Below are 13,653 nucleotides of genomic sequence, written 5' to 3'. Positions count from 1 at the left end.
CGTCACGGCCTCAGGCCGGCGACGATGTCCGCCGTGGCCGTGAGACCGCTGTGGATGGTCGGGGCGACGCTCGTGCTGGCCAGGTAGAAGCCCAGCAGCATGCACACCAGCGCGTGCGAGATCTTCAACCCGCCGCTGCGTACGAAGATCACCGCCAGGATCGCGAACAACAGCACCACAGAGATGGAAACAGCCACCGTCAGCCTCCTCCGCCACGTCCGCTTCGCGGCGTTCGGCCGTAAGTGTGGCGTAGCGGAGGGTTCGTCCGGGCGGCTGGCCTGTCCTCCGAACGAGTGGTGTCACGCCTGCCGGTGCGCGTCCAGGAACGCTTCGAGCCCGGCCAGGTCGTCGGTGTTGAGGTGGTCGACGCCCGCGGCGAGCAGCTCGGTCCACACCGCGTCCCGGGCGGGCCCGGCCGCGTCCGGCGTGGCCCAGAACCGCACGCGCTGCCCGCGCGCGTGCGCCGTCCGCACGAGGGTGTGCAGCTTGTGCCGCTCGGCGTCCGGGAACGCGCCGACGCCCCGCCAGGTGAAGTGGAGCGTCCAGTTGTCGCTGATCAGCGCGATGAGGGAGGCCGGAGCCGGGCTGCCGAGATCGGCGAGGCGGCCGTCGTAGAAGGCCCGGCGCACGGTCTGGGCCTCCATGGGGGCACGGGCCGCGCGGTCACCGGAGATCACGACGGTGACCGGGCCGGGCAGCACCCGGCCGTGGGCGTAAGTGGTGAACAGGTGCTTGTACCGCCTGAGCCGGCGGTCGAGTTCGAGGTAGGTCGAGGAGCCCTCGGTCTTGAGGTCGACGAGCAGGTTCAGGGGCCTGCGATGGCCGCGGTACACCCAGCCGCGGTTGGCCCGCACCCGGGCGGCGAGCGGGTCGAGGTAGAGGGATTCGAGGGTGCGGGAGGGGTCGAGGTCCTCCGGGTCGTGGGCGACGAGGAGCTGGTCGCCGACCAGGTGGATGTCGGCCTCGACGCTGCCGAAGCGGTGGTCGAGGGCGTCGAGGAGCGGGCGGGGGTGCTCGTAGTCGTTGTGGGCGTGGGCGCGCCACAACGGGCGCGGGCCGCGCCGCTGTTCGCCGGCGAACGCGTCGGCGGCGGGCAGGACGACCGAGCCCGCGAGGGCGGCGCCGAGGGTGGTGAGGGCTCTGCGGCGGGTGGTGGGGGCCATGCTCTGCCTTCCCTGAGGGTCTTACGGAACCTCAGGGAGTATGCGGCCCGTGCGGGCCGGGGAGGCGGAACCGGACGGGGAGTTGGCCGGACCGCCGCCGGACGTTCACTTCGCCGCAGCGGGGCGCACGGGAAAGCCCGCCCCCGGTGGGGCGGGCTTTCCCGGCGCTTCAGCCAGGTGTACGTCAGGGGGCCCGCAGGTCGACCAGCGCGGCCAGCGCCGCACGCTGGGCGCCCGCCGTGCCGTACGCGATCGAGTCGGCCTTCGCCCGCTTCAGGTACAGGTGGACGGGGTGCTCCCAGGTCATGCCGATGCCGCCGTGCAGTTGCAGCGCCTCCTCGGCCGCGCGGACGGCGACGGGCGCCGCGTAGGCCTGGGCGACGGCGACCGCCACGTCGGTGTCCTCCCCGGTCGCCAGGGCGTCGGCGGCGTTGCGGGCGGCGGCGCGCAGGTGGACGACCTCCAGCCACAGCTGGGCGAGCCGGTGCTTGAGCGCCTGGAAGCCGCCGACCGGCCGGTTGAACTGCCTGCGCTCCTTGAGGTAGCTCACGGTCTGCGTCAACGCCCACTCGGCCAGGCCCAGCTGCTCGGAGGCGAGCAGCCCGGCCCCGGCCCGCAGGGCGCGTCGTACGGCCGGTCCGGCGTCCCCGATCCGCCGGCCCGGCGCCCCGTCGAGGACGACCGTGGCCACCGGGCGGGTCAGGTCCAGGGACACCTGCGGCGTGACGGCCGCGTCCCCGGCCCGCACCGCGTACAGGCCGCCGTCGTCCGCCGGGACGAGCAGCAGCCCGGCGACGGCCGCGTCCGCGACGCCGGTCAGCTCGCCGTGCAGGGCGCCGTCCGCCACGCGTGCGGTCCTGACGGCGGCGCCCGGCGCCGTGTGCAGGCCGACGGCCAGGGCGCCGACGGTCCGCCCGGACGCCAGCTCGGCGAGCAGGTCGTCGGCCGCGCAGACGAGCAGCGCCTCCGTGGCGACCACGGCGCTGGTCAGGTAGGGCACGGGGGCGACGGCCCGGCCCAGTTCCTCCAGGACGACGGCGGCCTCGCGGTGCGTGGCGCCCTGGCCGCCCCGCGCCTCGGGCACGAGGAGGCCGGCGAGCCCCATGCCGTCGGTGAGCGCCTTCCACGCCGCCGGATCGTGCGGGGCGCCGGACTCGGCGCGGGCGAGCACCGACGGCGCGTCGCAGTGGTCGGTGAGCAGGTCCCGGACGGCGGCGCGCAGCGCCTCTTCCTCCTCCGAGTACAGCAGGTCCGTCATCGGGCGAGGTCCTTCCAGGCGACGTCCTTGTCGGTGCGCGGCTCGGCGGGCAGGCCGAGGACCCGCTCGGCGACGATGTTCAGCAGGATCTCGCTGGTTCCGCCCTCGATGCTGTTGCCCTTGGCGCGCAGGTAGCGGTAGCCGGCCTCGCGGCCGGTGAAGTCGACCAGCTCCGGGCGGCGCATGGTCCAGTCGTCGTACAGCAGGCCCTCCTCGCCCAGGAGTTCCACCTCCAGGCCGCTGATCTCCTGGTTGAGGCGGGCGAAGGCGAGCTTCATGCCGGCGCCCTCGGGGCCGGGCTGGCCGGCGGCGAGCCGCTGGCGCAGCCGTTCGCCGGTGAGGCGGGCGACCTCGGCCTCCACCCACAGCGTCAGCAGGCGCTGGTGCAGGTCGTGGGTGCGCAGCTCGGGGCGTTCGCGCCAGGTCCTCGCGACGGGTCCGATCATGCCGCCCTCGCGGGGCAGCCGCATGCCGCCGATGGCGACGCGCTCGTTGTTCAGCGTGGTCTGCGCGACCCGCCAGCCGTCGCCGACCTCGCCCAGGCGGCGGGAGTCGGGGATGCGGACGCCGGTGAGGAAGACCTCGTTGAACTCGGCCTCGCCGGTGATCTGCCGCAGCGGCCGCACCTCGACGCCTGGGTCGGTCATGTCGCAGACGAAGTAGGTGATGCCCCGGTGCTTGGGCGCGTCCGGGTCGGTGCGGGCGATGAGGATGGCCCAGCGGGCCAGGTGCGCGCTGGACGTCCACACCTTCTGCCCGTCGACCACCCAGGTGTCGCCCTCGCGGACGGCCCGGGTGCCCAGGGCGGCGAGGTCGGAGCCGGCGCCGGGCTCGCTGAACAGCTGGCACCACACCTCCTCGCCGGTCCACAGGGGCCGCAGATAGCGCCGCTTCTGCTCCTCGGTGCCGTACTGCAGGAGGGTCGGCGCGGCCATGCCGAGGCCGATGCCGATGCGCCGGGGGTCGTTGTCGAGGGCGCCCGCGGCCGCCAGCTCGGCGTCCACGACGGGCTGCAGGGAGCGCGGGGCGCCGAGGCCGCCGAGGCCCTCGGGGAAGTGCACCCAGGCCAGGCCCGCGTCGAAGCGGGCCCGGAGGAAGTCGAGGCGGTCCGTCCGCGCGGGCGGGTGCGCGGCCAGCAACTCCCTGGTGCGGCGGAGCAGTTCTCCGGCGTCGGTCATGCCGATCCCTCCATCACGACGGCGATCCGGCCGGTGGTGCGGCCGTCGGCGACCTTCTGCACGGCCGCCGCGGCCCCGTCCAGCGGCACCCGCTCGCTGACCAGCGGCCTGATCGCGCCCCGCGCGGCCAGCTCGGTGAGCTGCTCGTGGCAGTGCCGGACCAGCTCGGGGTCCTTGGTGTTGTACAGGCCCCAGTGCAGGCCGAGGATCGCGTAGTTCTTCACCAGGGCGTGGTTGAGCGCCGGGCTGGGGATCGTCCCGCTCGCGAAGCCGACGACCACGATCCGGCCCTCGAAGGCGACGGCCTTGGCGGACTGGGTGTAGGCCTCGCCGCCCACCGGGTCGTAGACCACGTCGGCGCCCCGGCCGCCGGTGGCCTCCTTCACCGCGGCGACGACGTCCTCGCCGTGCCGGTCGATCACCACGTCGCAGCCCAGTTCCCGGGCGACGGCCGCCTTCCCGGGGCCGCCGACGACCCCGATGACGGTGGCGCCGGCGGCCTTGCCGAGCTGTACGGCCGCGCTGCCGACCCCGCCGGCGGCGGCGTGCACGAGCAGGGTCTCCCCGGCCCGCAGCCCGGCCCGGCGGTGCAGGCCGAACCAGCCGGTCTGGTAGCCGATGTGCAGGGCGGCGGCCTCGGCGTCGTCCAGCGAGCCGGGCGCGGGCAGCAGGGCGGCGGCGTCCGCGACGGCGTACTCGGCGAAGCCGCCGTACGGCAGGGCGGGGTTGGCGATCACGCGCCGCCCGTCCGGTGTCTCGCCGCAGACCTCCACGCCCGGTGTGAACGGCAGCGGCGGCCGGACCTGGTACTGGCCCCGGCACAGCAGCGCGTCGGGGAAGTTGACGTTCGCGGCGCGCACCCTCAGCAGGACCTGGCCCTCGCCGGGCGTGGGCGGTGCCACGTCCCGCAGCCGCATCACCTCGCTCGGCTCACCGTTCTCGTGCACGTGCCATGCCTGCATGCGGGGCCTCCAGGGACTGCGTCGTCGAACCGGGACCCTCCGCATACTAAGCGGTCGCTTGCCGATCGGGGAACCGTCACGCGCGTCACGACCGCCCGGGCCGCGCCCGTACGCGCGTCACGACCGCTTGGGCCGCGCCCGTACGTGCATCCGCTCCCCCTGCGGCCCGAACAGGCTCAGGAACTCCACCGGCCCCTCCCCCGTCGACCCGAACCAGTGCGGCACCCGCGTGTCGAACTCGGCGGCCTCCCCGGCGGTGAGCACCACGTCGTGCTCGCCGAGGACCAGCCGCAGCCTCCCGGACAGCACGTACAGCCACTCGTAGCCCTCGTGGGTGCGCGGCTCCGGCTTCGGCGCCCGCTTCGGCTCGACCATCTTGTAGGCCTGCAGGCCGCCCGGCTGCCGGGTCAGCGGGAACAGGGTCCGCCCGTCCCGCACGATCGGCTTCGACCGCACCCGCGGATCGCCGACCGGCGGCGCGCCGACCAGTTCGTCCAGCGGCACCTGGTGGGCCCGCGCGATCGGCAGCAGCAGCTCCAGGCTGGGCTTGCGGCGGCCGGACTCCAGCCGCGACAGGGTGCTGACGGAGATGCCGGTGGCCTCGGCGAGCGCCGCGAGGGTCACCTCCCGTTCCTTCCGGATCCGCCGCAGTCTGGGGCCGACGCCCGCGAGTACCTCGTCCGTGGTCATGCTCGTATTGCAGTTTCGGCAAACCCGTTTGTCAATGCCGCGGCGTCTGGGCGACCTTTCCGGTGGAGGTGGTCACCATGACCGAGAACGAGAGGTACGACGTCGTGATCGTCGGCGGGGGCGCGGCGGGCCTGTCCGCCGCGCTGCTCCTGGGCCGGGCCCGGCGCCGGGCGCTGGTGGTCGACGCGGGCGAGCCGCGCAACGCGCCCTCGGCCCACATGCAGGGCTATCTGTCCCGGGACGGCATGCCGCCCGCCGAGTTCCTGGCGGCCGGCCGGGAGGAGATCGCCCGGTACGGGGTGGAGCTGGTGCGGGACCGGGCGGTGGACGTGGCGCGGGACGGGGACTTCGCCGTGGCGCTGGCCGGCGGGCGGACCGTGCGCGCCCGCCGGCTGGTCGTGGCCACCGGGCTGAGGGACGAGCTGCCGGACGTGCCCGGCGTCGCCGAGCGCTTCGGCCGGGACGTGCTGCACTGCCCGTTCTGCCACGGCTGGGAGGTGCGGGACGAGCCGTTCGGCGTGCTCGCCTCCTCCCCGGCGAGCGTGCACCAGGCGCTGATGGTGTCCCAGTGGTCCGCGGACGTGATGTTCTTCCTGCACACGGTCGCCGAGGAGGAGCTGTCGGACCTGGACCTGCGCCGGCTCGCCGCGGCCGGGGTGAAGGTGGTGCCCGGCGAGGTCGCCGGACTGGTGGTCGGGGACGACCGGCTCACCGGCGTCCGGCTCGCCGACGGCACCGTGCACGGCCGCTCGGTGCTGTACGTCGGACCGCGCCCCGTCCCGCAGACCGGCCTGCTGGAGAAGCTGGGCGCCGAGATGCACGAGACCCCGTTCGGCACCTACCCCGTGGTGGACCCGACGGGCCTGACGAGCGTGCCCGGCGTCTGGGCCGCGGGCAACGCGGTCGGCTTCGCCGAACAGGTCGTCCACGCGGCGAGCGGCGGCTACCGCGCGGCGACCGCGATCGTCGGCGACCTGCTGACGACCGACCTGGACGCCGCCGTCGGGGAGGTGTAGAGCCGCCGCCCGCGGTGCACCCTGACTGCATGTTGCTGTCCCGGCTGGCCCGTGTGTCCCAGGAGGTCGCCGCCGCCTCGGCGCGGTCCCGGAAGATCGCCCTGCTCGCCGGGCTGTTCCGGGAGGCGGAGGCGGCGGACGTGCCGGTGGTCATCCCGTACCTGGCGGGCCGGCTGCCGCAGGGCCGGCTCGGCGTCGGCTGGAAGGTGCTCGGGCGGCCCGTCCCCCCGGCCGCCGAACCCTCCCTGACCGTGCGCGAGGTCGACGCCCGGCTCACCGCGCTCGGCGCGGTGTCCGGACCCGGATCGCAGGCCGAACGCGCCCGGCTGACGGGCGAGTTGATGGGCGCGGCGACCGAGGCCGAGCAGCGCTTCCTGCTCGGCCTGATCACCGGCGAGGTCCGGCAGGGCGCCCTGGACGCCGTGGCCGTCGAGGCACTGGCCGAGGCGACCGGGGCGCCCCCGGCGGACGTGCGGCGGGCGGTGATGCTCGCGGGTTCCCTGCAGGCGGTCGCCGAGGCCCTGCTCGCGGACGGGCCCGCCGCCCTGGACCGCTTCCGGCTCACCGTCGGCCGTCCCGTGCTGCCGATGCTGGCGCACAGCGCCTCCTCGGTGGCCGAGGCGGCCGGCAGGTTCGGCGCCTGCGCGGTGGAGGAGAAACTGGACGGCATCCGCGTCCAGGTGCACCGGGACGGCGACACCGTGCGGGTGTACACCCGCACCCTCGACGACATCACCGGCCGCCTGCCCGAAGTCGCGTCGGCGGCGCTGGGGCTGCAGGGCGAGCGGTTCGTCCTGGACGGCGAGGTGATCTCCTTCGACGGCACCGGCCGGCCCCGGTCGTTCCAGGAGACCGCCGGGCGCGTCGGCTCCCGCGTGGACGTGGCCGCGGCCGCGCGGGCCGTGCCCGTCTCCCCCGTCTTCTTCGACGTGCTCTGCGTCGACGGCCGCGACCTGCTCGACCTGCCGCTCACCGAGCGGTACGCGGAGCTGGCCCGGCTGGTCCCCGAGCCGATGCGGGTGCGGCGCACGGTGGTGTCCGGGCCCGGGGACGTGCCGGCCGCCGAGGCGTTTCTCGCCCGGACGCTGGAACGCGGCCACGAGGGCGTCGTCGTCAAGGCGCTCGACGCCGCCTACAGCGCGGGCCGGCGCGGCGCGTCCTGGCTGAAGGTCAAGCCCGTGCACACCCTCGACCTGGTGGTGCTGGCCGCCGAGTGGGGCCACGGCCGCCGCACCGGCAGGCTGTCCAACCTGCACCTGGGCGCCCGCGCCGCCGACGGCTCCCTCGCCATGCTCGGCAAGACCTTCAAGGGCATGACCGACGCGATGCTGGCCTGGCAGACCGAGCGGCTGCGCGAGCTGGCCGTCGCCGACGACGGGCACGTCGTCACCGTGCGCCCCGAACTCGTCGTCGAGATCGCCTACGACGGCCTGCAGCGCTCCACCCGGTACCCGGCCGGCGTCGCCCTCCGCTTCGCCCGCCTGGTCCGCTACCGCGAGGACAAGCGTCCCGAGGACGCCGACACGGTGCAGACGCTGCTGGCCGCCCACCCGGAGGTGCGGCCGTGAGACGCAGCGCGGGCCTGCTGCTGTTCCGCCGCGCGGACGGCGGTCTCCAGGTGCTCCTCGGCCACCTGGGCGGCCCCTTCTTCGCCCGCCGGGACGCCGGGGCCTGGACGCTGCCCAAGGGCGAGTACGGGCCCGGCGAGTCCGCGTGGGCGGCGGCCCGCCGCGAGTTCCGGGAGGAGCTGGGGCTGCCGCCGCCCGACGGCGCGGCCGTCGCCCTCGGCGAGGTCCGGCAGGCCGGCGGCAAGATCGTCACGGCGTGGGCGGTGGAGGCCGACCTCGACCCGGCGACGATCGACCCCGGCACGTTCCGGATGGAGTGGCCGCCGCGGTCCGGGCGGTTCGCGGACTTCCCCGAGCTGGACCGCGTGGCCTGGTTCGGCCTGGAGCGCGCCCGGGAGGTGATCGTCACGGCGCAGGCCGCGTTTCTCGACCGCCTGGCGGAGCACTCGGCGTGACGAGATGCGGTACCCGATGCCGCGCGGGAAAGTCGAAGCAGGCCCGCTCCGAGGGAGGTCAGCCATGCCCATCGCAACGGTGAACCCGGCGACCGGCGAGACGCTCAAGACGTACGAGGCCATGGGCGAGGAGGAGATCGAGCGCCGGCTCCAGCTCGCCGAGGCCACCTTCCGCACGTACCGGACGACGGGCTTCGACGAGCGTGCCCGGCTGATGAGGAGGGCCGCCGACCTGCTGGAGGAGGACCAGCGGGAGATCGGCCGCATCGTCACCACCGAGATGGGCAAGCCGATCGGGCAGGCCCGCGCGGAGGCCGCGAAGTGCGCCAAGGCGATGCGCTGGTACGCCGACCACGCCGCGCGGCTGCTCGCCGACGAGGAACCCGCCGAGGCCGACGTGCACGATTCCGGCGCCGCGCGCGTCCTGGTGCGCTACCGGCCGCTGGGCCCGGTGCTCGCGGTGATGCCGTGGAACTTCCCGCTGTGGCAGGTGGTCCGGTTCGCGGCGCCGGCGCTGATGGCGGGCAACGTCGGCCTGCTCAAGCACGCCTCCAACGTGCCGCAGACCGCGCTGTACCTGGAGGACCTCTTCCACCGGGCGGGCTTCCCCCAGGGCTGCTTCCAGACCCTGCTGATCGGCTCGGCGGCCGTCGACGACATCCTGCGCGACGAGCGCGTGAAGGCGGCCACCCTCACCGGCAGCGAACCCGCGGGCCGCGCGGTCGCCTCCACCGCCGGAGAGATGATCAAGAAGACGGTGCTGGAGCTGGGCGGCAGCGACCCGTTCGTCGTCATGCCGTCCGCGGACCTCGACCGGGCCGCCGAGGTCGCGGTGAACGCGCGGGCGCAGAACGCCGGGCAGTCGTGCATCGCCGCCAAGCGGTTCATCGTGCACACGGAGGTGTACGACGCCTTCGCCGAGCGCTTCACCGCGGGCATGAAGGGACTGCGGGTCGGCGACCCGATGGACGAGGAGACGCAGGTCGGCCCGCTGTCCAGCGAGCGGGGCCGCGACGACCTGGCGGAGCTGGTCGACGACGCCGTGCGCGGCGGCGCCACCGTGCTGTGCGGCGGCGAGCGGCCCGACGGGCCCGGCTGGTACTACCCGCCGACCGTCCTCGCCGGCATCACCCGCGCGATGCGCGTCCACCGGGAGGAGACCTTCGGGCCGGTCGCCACGCTGTACCGCGTGGACGACCTGGACGAGGCGGTCCTGATCGCCAACGACACCGAGTTCGGGCTGAGTTCCAACGTCTGGACGCGCGACGAGGCCGAGGTGGACCGCTTCGTGCGCGATCTGGAGGCGGGCGGCGTGTACGTCAACGGGATGACCGCCTCCCATCCGGCGCTCCCGTTCGGCGGGACGAAGCGGTCCGGGTACGGGCGTGAGCTGTCCGGGCACGGAATCCGGGAGTTCTGCAACATCACGACGGTTTGGCACGGTGCGTGAGCGCCGCGCGGCTACCATCCCGTCTGTGAACCGCGAAGTGACTCTCCCTCTGATCGTTGACGACCGCGGTACCTTGCAGGTGGCCGCGGCCGACGTGAGCAGACTGCTCCGCACGGTGGGCGGGCGGTGGCTGCGGCTGGTGGAGGCCGGTGAGGAAGGGCTCGACGAGGACACGGTCGCCGCGCTGACCATTGAGCTCGCGAAGCTGGCCGACCGGATCGACGTGGCGTGCATCGCGCACAGCAGCGGGGCGCCGTAAGGGATGTGGTCCGGGGGCGGCCGCGGATCCGTCGCGGCCGGCCGCGCGGTTCCCGCGCCCGCTCAGGCCGGCTCGTGCAGCGTCCGCCAGAACAGGGCCTCGTACGCCTGGAGCAGGCGGCCGTACCGGTGGGCGAGTCCCTCGTCGAGGCGGCCGGCGTCCAGGCCCGCCTGCACCGCTGCCGTCGCCTTCCGTTCCAGCTCGGGTGCGGGCTCTGCGAAGAAGTCGAAGAAGGCGCAGGCCTCGTCGGTGAAGCCGTAGTGGTTCCGCAGGGCCTCGGCGATCGTGGCGCAGTAGCCGCCCCAGGCCGAGAAGTTGGCGTGCACGGCCAGGACGACGTCGGCGGGTGCGCCGTTCAGGGCCAGCCAGGCCAGGTACGCCGGGTAGGCCTGGCAGCCCGGGAGGGGTTCGTACGCCGCCGCCTGCGCCTCGTCCACGCCGCACGCCTGCGCGAAGACCACCAGCCGCCGCGCCGCCAGCACCTCGCCCTCGGTCAGCGTCGCGAAGAACGCGGCGGCCTCCGGCTCCCCCGCGGCGCGGTCCGCCAGGTGCCGGAACGAGCGCTGGTCCGAGGCGATCACCCAGCGCTGCTCCAGGGCGAGCCGGGCCAGCGTGTCCCGGCCGGCCGCGCCCCGGGCGATCAGCGGCACGAGCCGGTTGGCCGCGGGGTCGGGGGCCAGGCGTGCGGTGGTCGTCTCCAGCAGGTCCCGGGCCGTACCCGTCATCGTCGCCTCCGTGTGCGGTGGTGCGGATGCTGCCCTCGACCCTGGCACGGGGTTCCCGGAACGGAGTAGTCCGGCGGGAGATCGTCGCCCCGACGGGTGACCCTGGGGGAAGCACCCGCGCCGGGTGGACCACCCCGCGGCCGGCGGGCGGGAGCCTCCCGGGCGGCGGGAGCGGGCATGGCCGCGGTGACTTCGCGCAGCCGCCGGCGTCCGTTCCGGAGGACGTGATCACGGTGGCGCGGACGCCGGGGCCGGCGCGCTCGCCTCCCCGGCCGGCCCGGCTGACCGAGAGGCCGTGAGATGAGCGAGGAGACGATCCCGCGGAGCGCGCCGCCCCGGGGTCCGGCCGCCCGCGTCGGGCTGCCCGGCGGCGCGGGCCGGGCCTGGCTCGTGACCCGCCACCACGAGGTGCGCATGGTCACCGGCGACCCCCGGTTCAGCCGCGAGGCGGTCGTGGGCCGGCAGGTCGCCCTGCTCGCCCCGCACGCCGTCCCGGCCCGCGGCACGGTCGGCCTCCTCGACCCGCCCGGCCACACCCGGCTGCGCCGCTCGGTGGCCGCGGCGTTCACGGCGCGCGGGGTGGAGCGGGTCCGTCACAGGGCCCGGGAGCTGCTCGACGAGCTGGTCGGCGCGATGCTCCGGCAGGGGCCGCCGGCCGACCTCACGGCCGCCGTGCTGGGCCCCTTCCCCATCGCGGTCGGCTGCGAGCTGATGGGCGTTCCCGCCGCCGACCGGCACGCCATGCACACCTGGACCCAGCTGGCCCTGTCCCGCGCGCCCGGCGCCGGGGCCGGCGCGCGGGCCCGGCACGAGATGGCCGCCTGCTTCTCCGACCTGATCGGCCTGCGGAGGGACGGCACCGGGGAGGACGCCACCTCGCTGCTCGGCGCCGCCGTGGGCCGGGGCGAGGTGACACCGGAGGAGGCCGTGGGCCTCGCGGTGCTGCTCCAGACCGGCGGCGAGGCGGTGACGGACAGCGGCAGGCAGCTCCTCCACGTTCTGCTGACCCGCCCGGACCTGGCCGAACGGCTGCGCTCCGAGCCGAAGACCCGGCCCCGGGCCGTCGACGAGCTGCTGCGCTGGATCCCGCACCGCGCCGCGGCCGGCCCGCCGCGGATCGCCCTGGAGGACGTCCGGATCGGGGGCGCGCGGATCCGGGCGGGCGACGCGGTCCACGTGTCGTACCCGGCCGCGAACCGGGACCCGGACGTCTTCCCGGACCCGGACACGATCGACTTCTCCCGCAGCCCGAACCCGCACCTGGCCTTCGGCTCCGGGCCGCACCGCTGCCCGGGCGCCCGGCTCGCCCGGCTGGAGGCGGAACTCCTGGTCGGCGTCCTCCTCGACCGCGTGCCGGGCCTGAGGCCGGCGGTGCCGCTCGAGGACGTGACGTTCGGGGCGGGCGCGCCGGCCCCCGGCCCCCAGGCCCTGCCCGTGACCTGATGAGAGGCCGGCGACGACGGGGCTCGTGGCGCCCCGGGGGCACGGTCACGCCGTCGGGGAGCCGGCTTCCGGCGCGGTGCCGGGCGTCCGGCGCCGCACCGGAACCGTCAGCGGATGGGCAGGCCCGACAGGGTCCGGGCGATCACCAGCCGCTGGATCTCGCTGGTGCCCTCGAAGATCGTGTAGATGGCGGCATCGCGGTGCATGCGCTCCACCGGGTACTCCCGGGTGTAGCCGTTGCCGCCGAGGATCTGAATGGCCTGGGCGGTCACCTTCTTGGCGGTCTCGCTGGCGAAGAGCTTGGACATGGACCCCTCGGCCGCCGTGAACGGCCTGCCGTTGGCCGCCATCCAGGACGCCCGCCACACCAGCAGGCGGGCGGCGTCGATCTGCGTGCGCATGTCCGCGAGCTGGAAGGCGACCCCCTGGTTGTCGATGACGGGCCGGCCGAACTGCTCCCGGGTCCTCGCGTAGTCGAGGGCGACCTCGTACGCGGCCCGCGCGGTGCCCACCGCCATCGCGCCCACCGCCGGGCGGGACGCCTCGAACGTGGCCATGGCGGCGTTCTTGACGCGCTCGCCGCCCTTCTTCGCCTTCTCGCGTGCGCGGGCGAGCCGCTCGTCCAGCTTCTCCTTGCCGCCGAGCAGGCAGGAGCCGGGGACGCGCACGTCGTCGAGGATCACCTCGGCGGTGTGCGAGGCGCGGATGCCGTGCTTCTTGAACTTCTGGCCCTGGGACAGGCCGGGCGTGTTCGGCGGGACGATGAACGAGGCGTGGCCCTTGGAGCCGAGCTCCGGGTCGACCACGGCCACCACGACGTGGACGTTGGCGATGCCGCCGTTGGTCGCCCAGGTCTTCGTGCCGTTGAGCACCCACTCGTCCTTGGCCTCGTCGTACACCGCGCGCGTGCGCATGGAGGCCACGTCGGAGCCGGCGTCGGGCTCGGAGGAGCAGAAGGCGGCGACCTTGACGTCATGGGCGTCGCCGTACATCTGGGGGATCCAGGTGCCGATCTGCTCCTCGGTGCCGTTGGCGAGGACGCCCACGGCGGCCAGGCCGGTGCCGACGATGGACAGGGCGATGCCCGCGTCGCCCCAGAACAGCTCCTCCATGGTCATCGGGATGCCGAGACCGGTGGCGTCGAAGTACTGCCGGGCGTAGAAGTCGAGGGAGTAGATGCCGACCTTGGCGGCCTCCTGGATGACCGGCCAGGGAGTCTCCTCGCGCTCGTCCCATTCGGCGGCCGCGGGGCGGATCACGTCGGCGGCGAAGCCATGGAGCCAGTCCCGGACCTCCTTCTGTTCGTCGTTGAGCTCCATGGTGAACTCGGCCATGTCCCCTCCAGCGGCGCACCTGCATGTTACTTACGGTAACGTCAGTCTGTTACCGGCCGGTAGGAAAGTCAACTCCCGATCATCCGTCGGCAGCTCGTTCGATGTCCGGGGCGGGTTCGGTGTTAGTTTGCGCAGGCGTCACCGGACACAGC

At 74.8% G+C, this 13,653-nt stretch carries 14 protein-coding genes; 6 read left to right on the top strand and 8 right to left on the bottom strand.

Annotation, left to right across the window (positions count from 1 at the left end; translation table 11 throughout):
* Positions 1–2: 2 nt before the first annotated feature.
* The 6 genes from ACIBAI_RS06750 to ACIBAI_RS06725 form a co-directional block, all read right to left on the bottom strand.
* Positions 3–197, bottom strand: coding sequence for a hypothetical protein (locus tag ACIBAI_RS06750; RefSeq protein ID WP_399031590.1), 195 nt, complete (start codon positions 195–197; stop codon positions 3–5).
* A gap of 102 nt (positions 198–299) precedes the next feature.
* The gene (locus tag ACIBAI_RS06745) at positions 300–1,163 is read right to left on the bottom strand and encodes a phosphatidylinositol-specific phospholipase C/glycerophosphodiester phosphodiesterase family protein (RefSeq protein WP_399031589.1); all 864 of its coding nucleotides are present in this window, start codon (positions 1,161–1,163) and stop codon (positions 300–302) included.
* Positions 1,164–1,347: 184 nt separating this feature from the next.
* Positions 1,348–2,421 carry an acyl-CoA dehydrogenase family protein gene (locus ACIBAI_RS06740; RefSeq protein ID WP_399031587.1) on the bottom strand — a complete coding sequence of 358 codons (1,074 nt, stop codon included), beginning with the start codon at positions 2,419–2,421 and terminating at the stop codon, positions 1,348–1,350.
* A complete protein-coding gene (locus tag ACIBAI_RS06735) occupies positions 2,418–3,599 on the bottom strand; it encodes an acyl-CoA dehydrogenase family protein (protein WP_399031585.1) in 1,182 nt (393 codons plus the stop codon). Before ACIBAI_RS06735 ends, ACIBAI_RS06740 begins: the two co-directional genes overlap by 4 nt.
* On the bottom strand, positions 3,596–4,561 hold the full coding sequence (locus ACIBAI_RS06730; RefSeq protein ID WP_399031583.1) for an NADPH:quinone oxidoreductase family protein: 966 nt from the start codon (positions 4,559–4,561) through the stop codon (positions 3,596–3,598). Before ACIBAI_RS06730 ends, ACIBAI_RS06735 begins: the two co-directional genes overlap by 4 nt.
* Before the next feature lie 117 nt (positions 4,562–4,678).
* On the bottom strand, positions 4,679–5,251 hold the full coding sequence (locus ACIBAI_RS06725) for a helix-turn-helix domain-containing protein (RefSeq protein WP_399031581.1): 573 nt from the start codon (positions 5,249–5,251) through the stop codon (positions 4,679–4,681).
* A 77-nt stretch (positions 5,252–5,328) separates the two neighbouring features.
* On the opposite strand from ACIBAI_RS06725, the gene ACIBAI_RS06720 reads away from it, so the two are divergent.
* The 5 genes from ACIBAI_RS06720 to ACIBAI_RS06700 all read left to right on the top strand — a co-directional run bounded on the left by ACIBAI_RS06720 (position 5,329) and on the right by ACIBAI_RS06700 (position 9,999).
* Positions 5,329–6,267 (top strand): NAD(P)/FAD-dependent oxidoreductase, encoded by a 939-nt coding sequence (locus tag ACIBAI_RS06720; protein ID WP_399031579.1) that lies wholly within the window; start codon positions 5,329–5,331, stop codon positions 6,265–6,267.
* Between the two features lie 29 nt (positions 6,268–6,296).
* Positions 6,297–7,835 carry an ATP-dependent DNA ligase gene (locus ACIBAI_RS06715; RefSeq protein ID WP_399031577.1) on the top strand — a complete coding sequence of 513 codons (1,539 nt, stop codon included), beginning with the start codon at positions 6,297–6,299 and terminating at the stop codon, positions 7,833–7,835.
* The gene (locus ACIBAI_RS06710; RefSeq protein ID WP_399031575.1) at positions 7,832–8,290 is read left to right on the top strand and encodes an NUDIX domain-containing protein; all 459 of its coding nucleotides are present in this window, start codon (positions 7,832–7,834) and stop codon (positions 8,288–8,290) included. Before ACIBAI_RS06715 ends, ACIBAI_RS06710 begins: the two co-directional genes overlap by 4 nt.
* Positions 8,291–8,354: 64 nt before the next feature.
* A complete protein-coding gene (locus ACIBAI_RS06705) occupies positions 8,355–9,740 on the top strand; it encodes an NADP-dependent succinic semialdehyde dehydrogenase (protein ID WP_399031573.1) in 1,386 nt (461 codons plus the stop codon).
* A 25-nt stretch (positions 9,741–9,765) separates the two neighbouring features.
* Positions 9,766–9,999, top strand: coding sequence for a DUF6213 family protein (locus tag ACIBAI_RS06700; protein ID WP_344604541.1), 234 nt, complete (start codon positions 9,766–9,768; stop codon positions 9,997–9,999).
* Between the two features lie 62 nt (positions 10,000–10,061).
* Here the strand turns inward: ACIBAI_RS06700 and ACIBAI_RS06695 are convergent, their stop codons facing one another.
* Positions 10,062–10,724: a transcriptional regulator gene (locus tag ACIBAI_RS06695; RefSeq protein WP_399031571.1), complete on the bottom strand. Its 663-nt coding sequence runs from the start codon at positions 10,722–10,724 to the stop codon at positions 10,062–10,064.
* Between the two features lie 300 nt (positions 10,725–11,024).
* On the opposite strand from ACIBAI_RS06695, the gene ACIBAI_RS06690 reads away from it, so the two are divergent.
* A complete protein-coding gene (locus tag ACIBAI_RS06690) occupies positions 11,025–12,167 on the top strand; it encodes a cytochrome P450 (RefSeq protein WP_399031570.1) in 1,143 nt (380 codons plus the stop codon).
* A gap of 107 nt (positions 12,168–12,274) precedes the next feature.
* Here ACIBAI_RS06690 and ACIBAI_RS06685 read toward each other — a convergent pair whose 3' ends face one another.
* Positions 12,275–13,501: an acyl-CoA dehydrogenase family protein gene (locus ACIBAI_RS06685; RefSeq protein ID WP_399031569.1), complete on the bottom strand. Its 1,227-nt coding sequence runs from the start codon at positions 13,499–13,501 to the stop codon at positions 12,275–12,277.
* Between the last annotated feature and the right edge of the window lie 152 nt (positions 13,502–13,653).

It is taken from the genome of Streptomyces sp. NPDC051041, from assembly GCF_044456065.1.
GTDB lineage: Bacteria > Actinomycetota > Actinomycetes > Streptomycetales > Streptomycetaceae > Streptomyces > Streptomyces glaucus.
The sequence above is the reverse complement of the archived record's forward strand: the minus strand, read 5'-3'. Positions and strand labels throughout refer to the sequence as shown.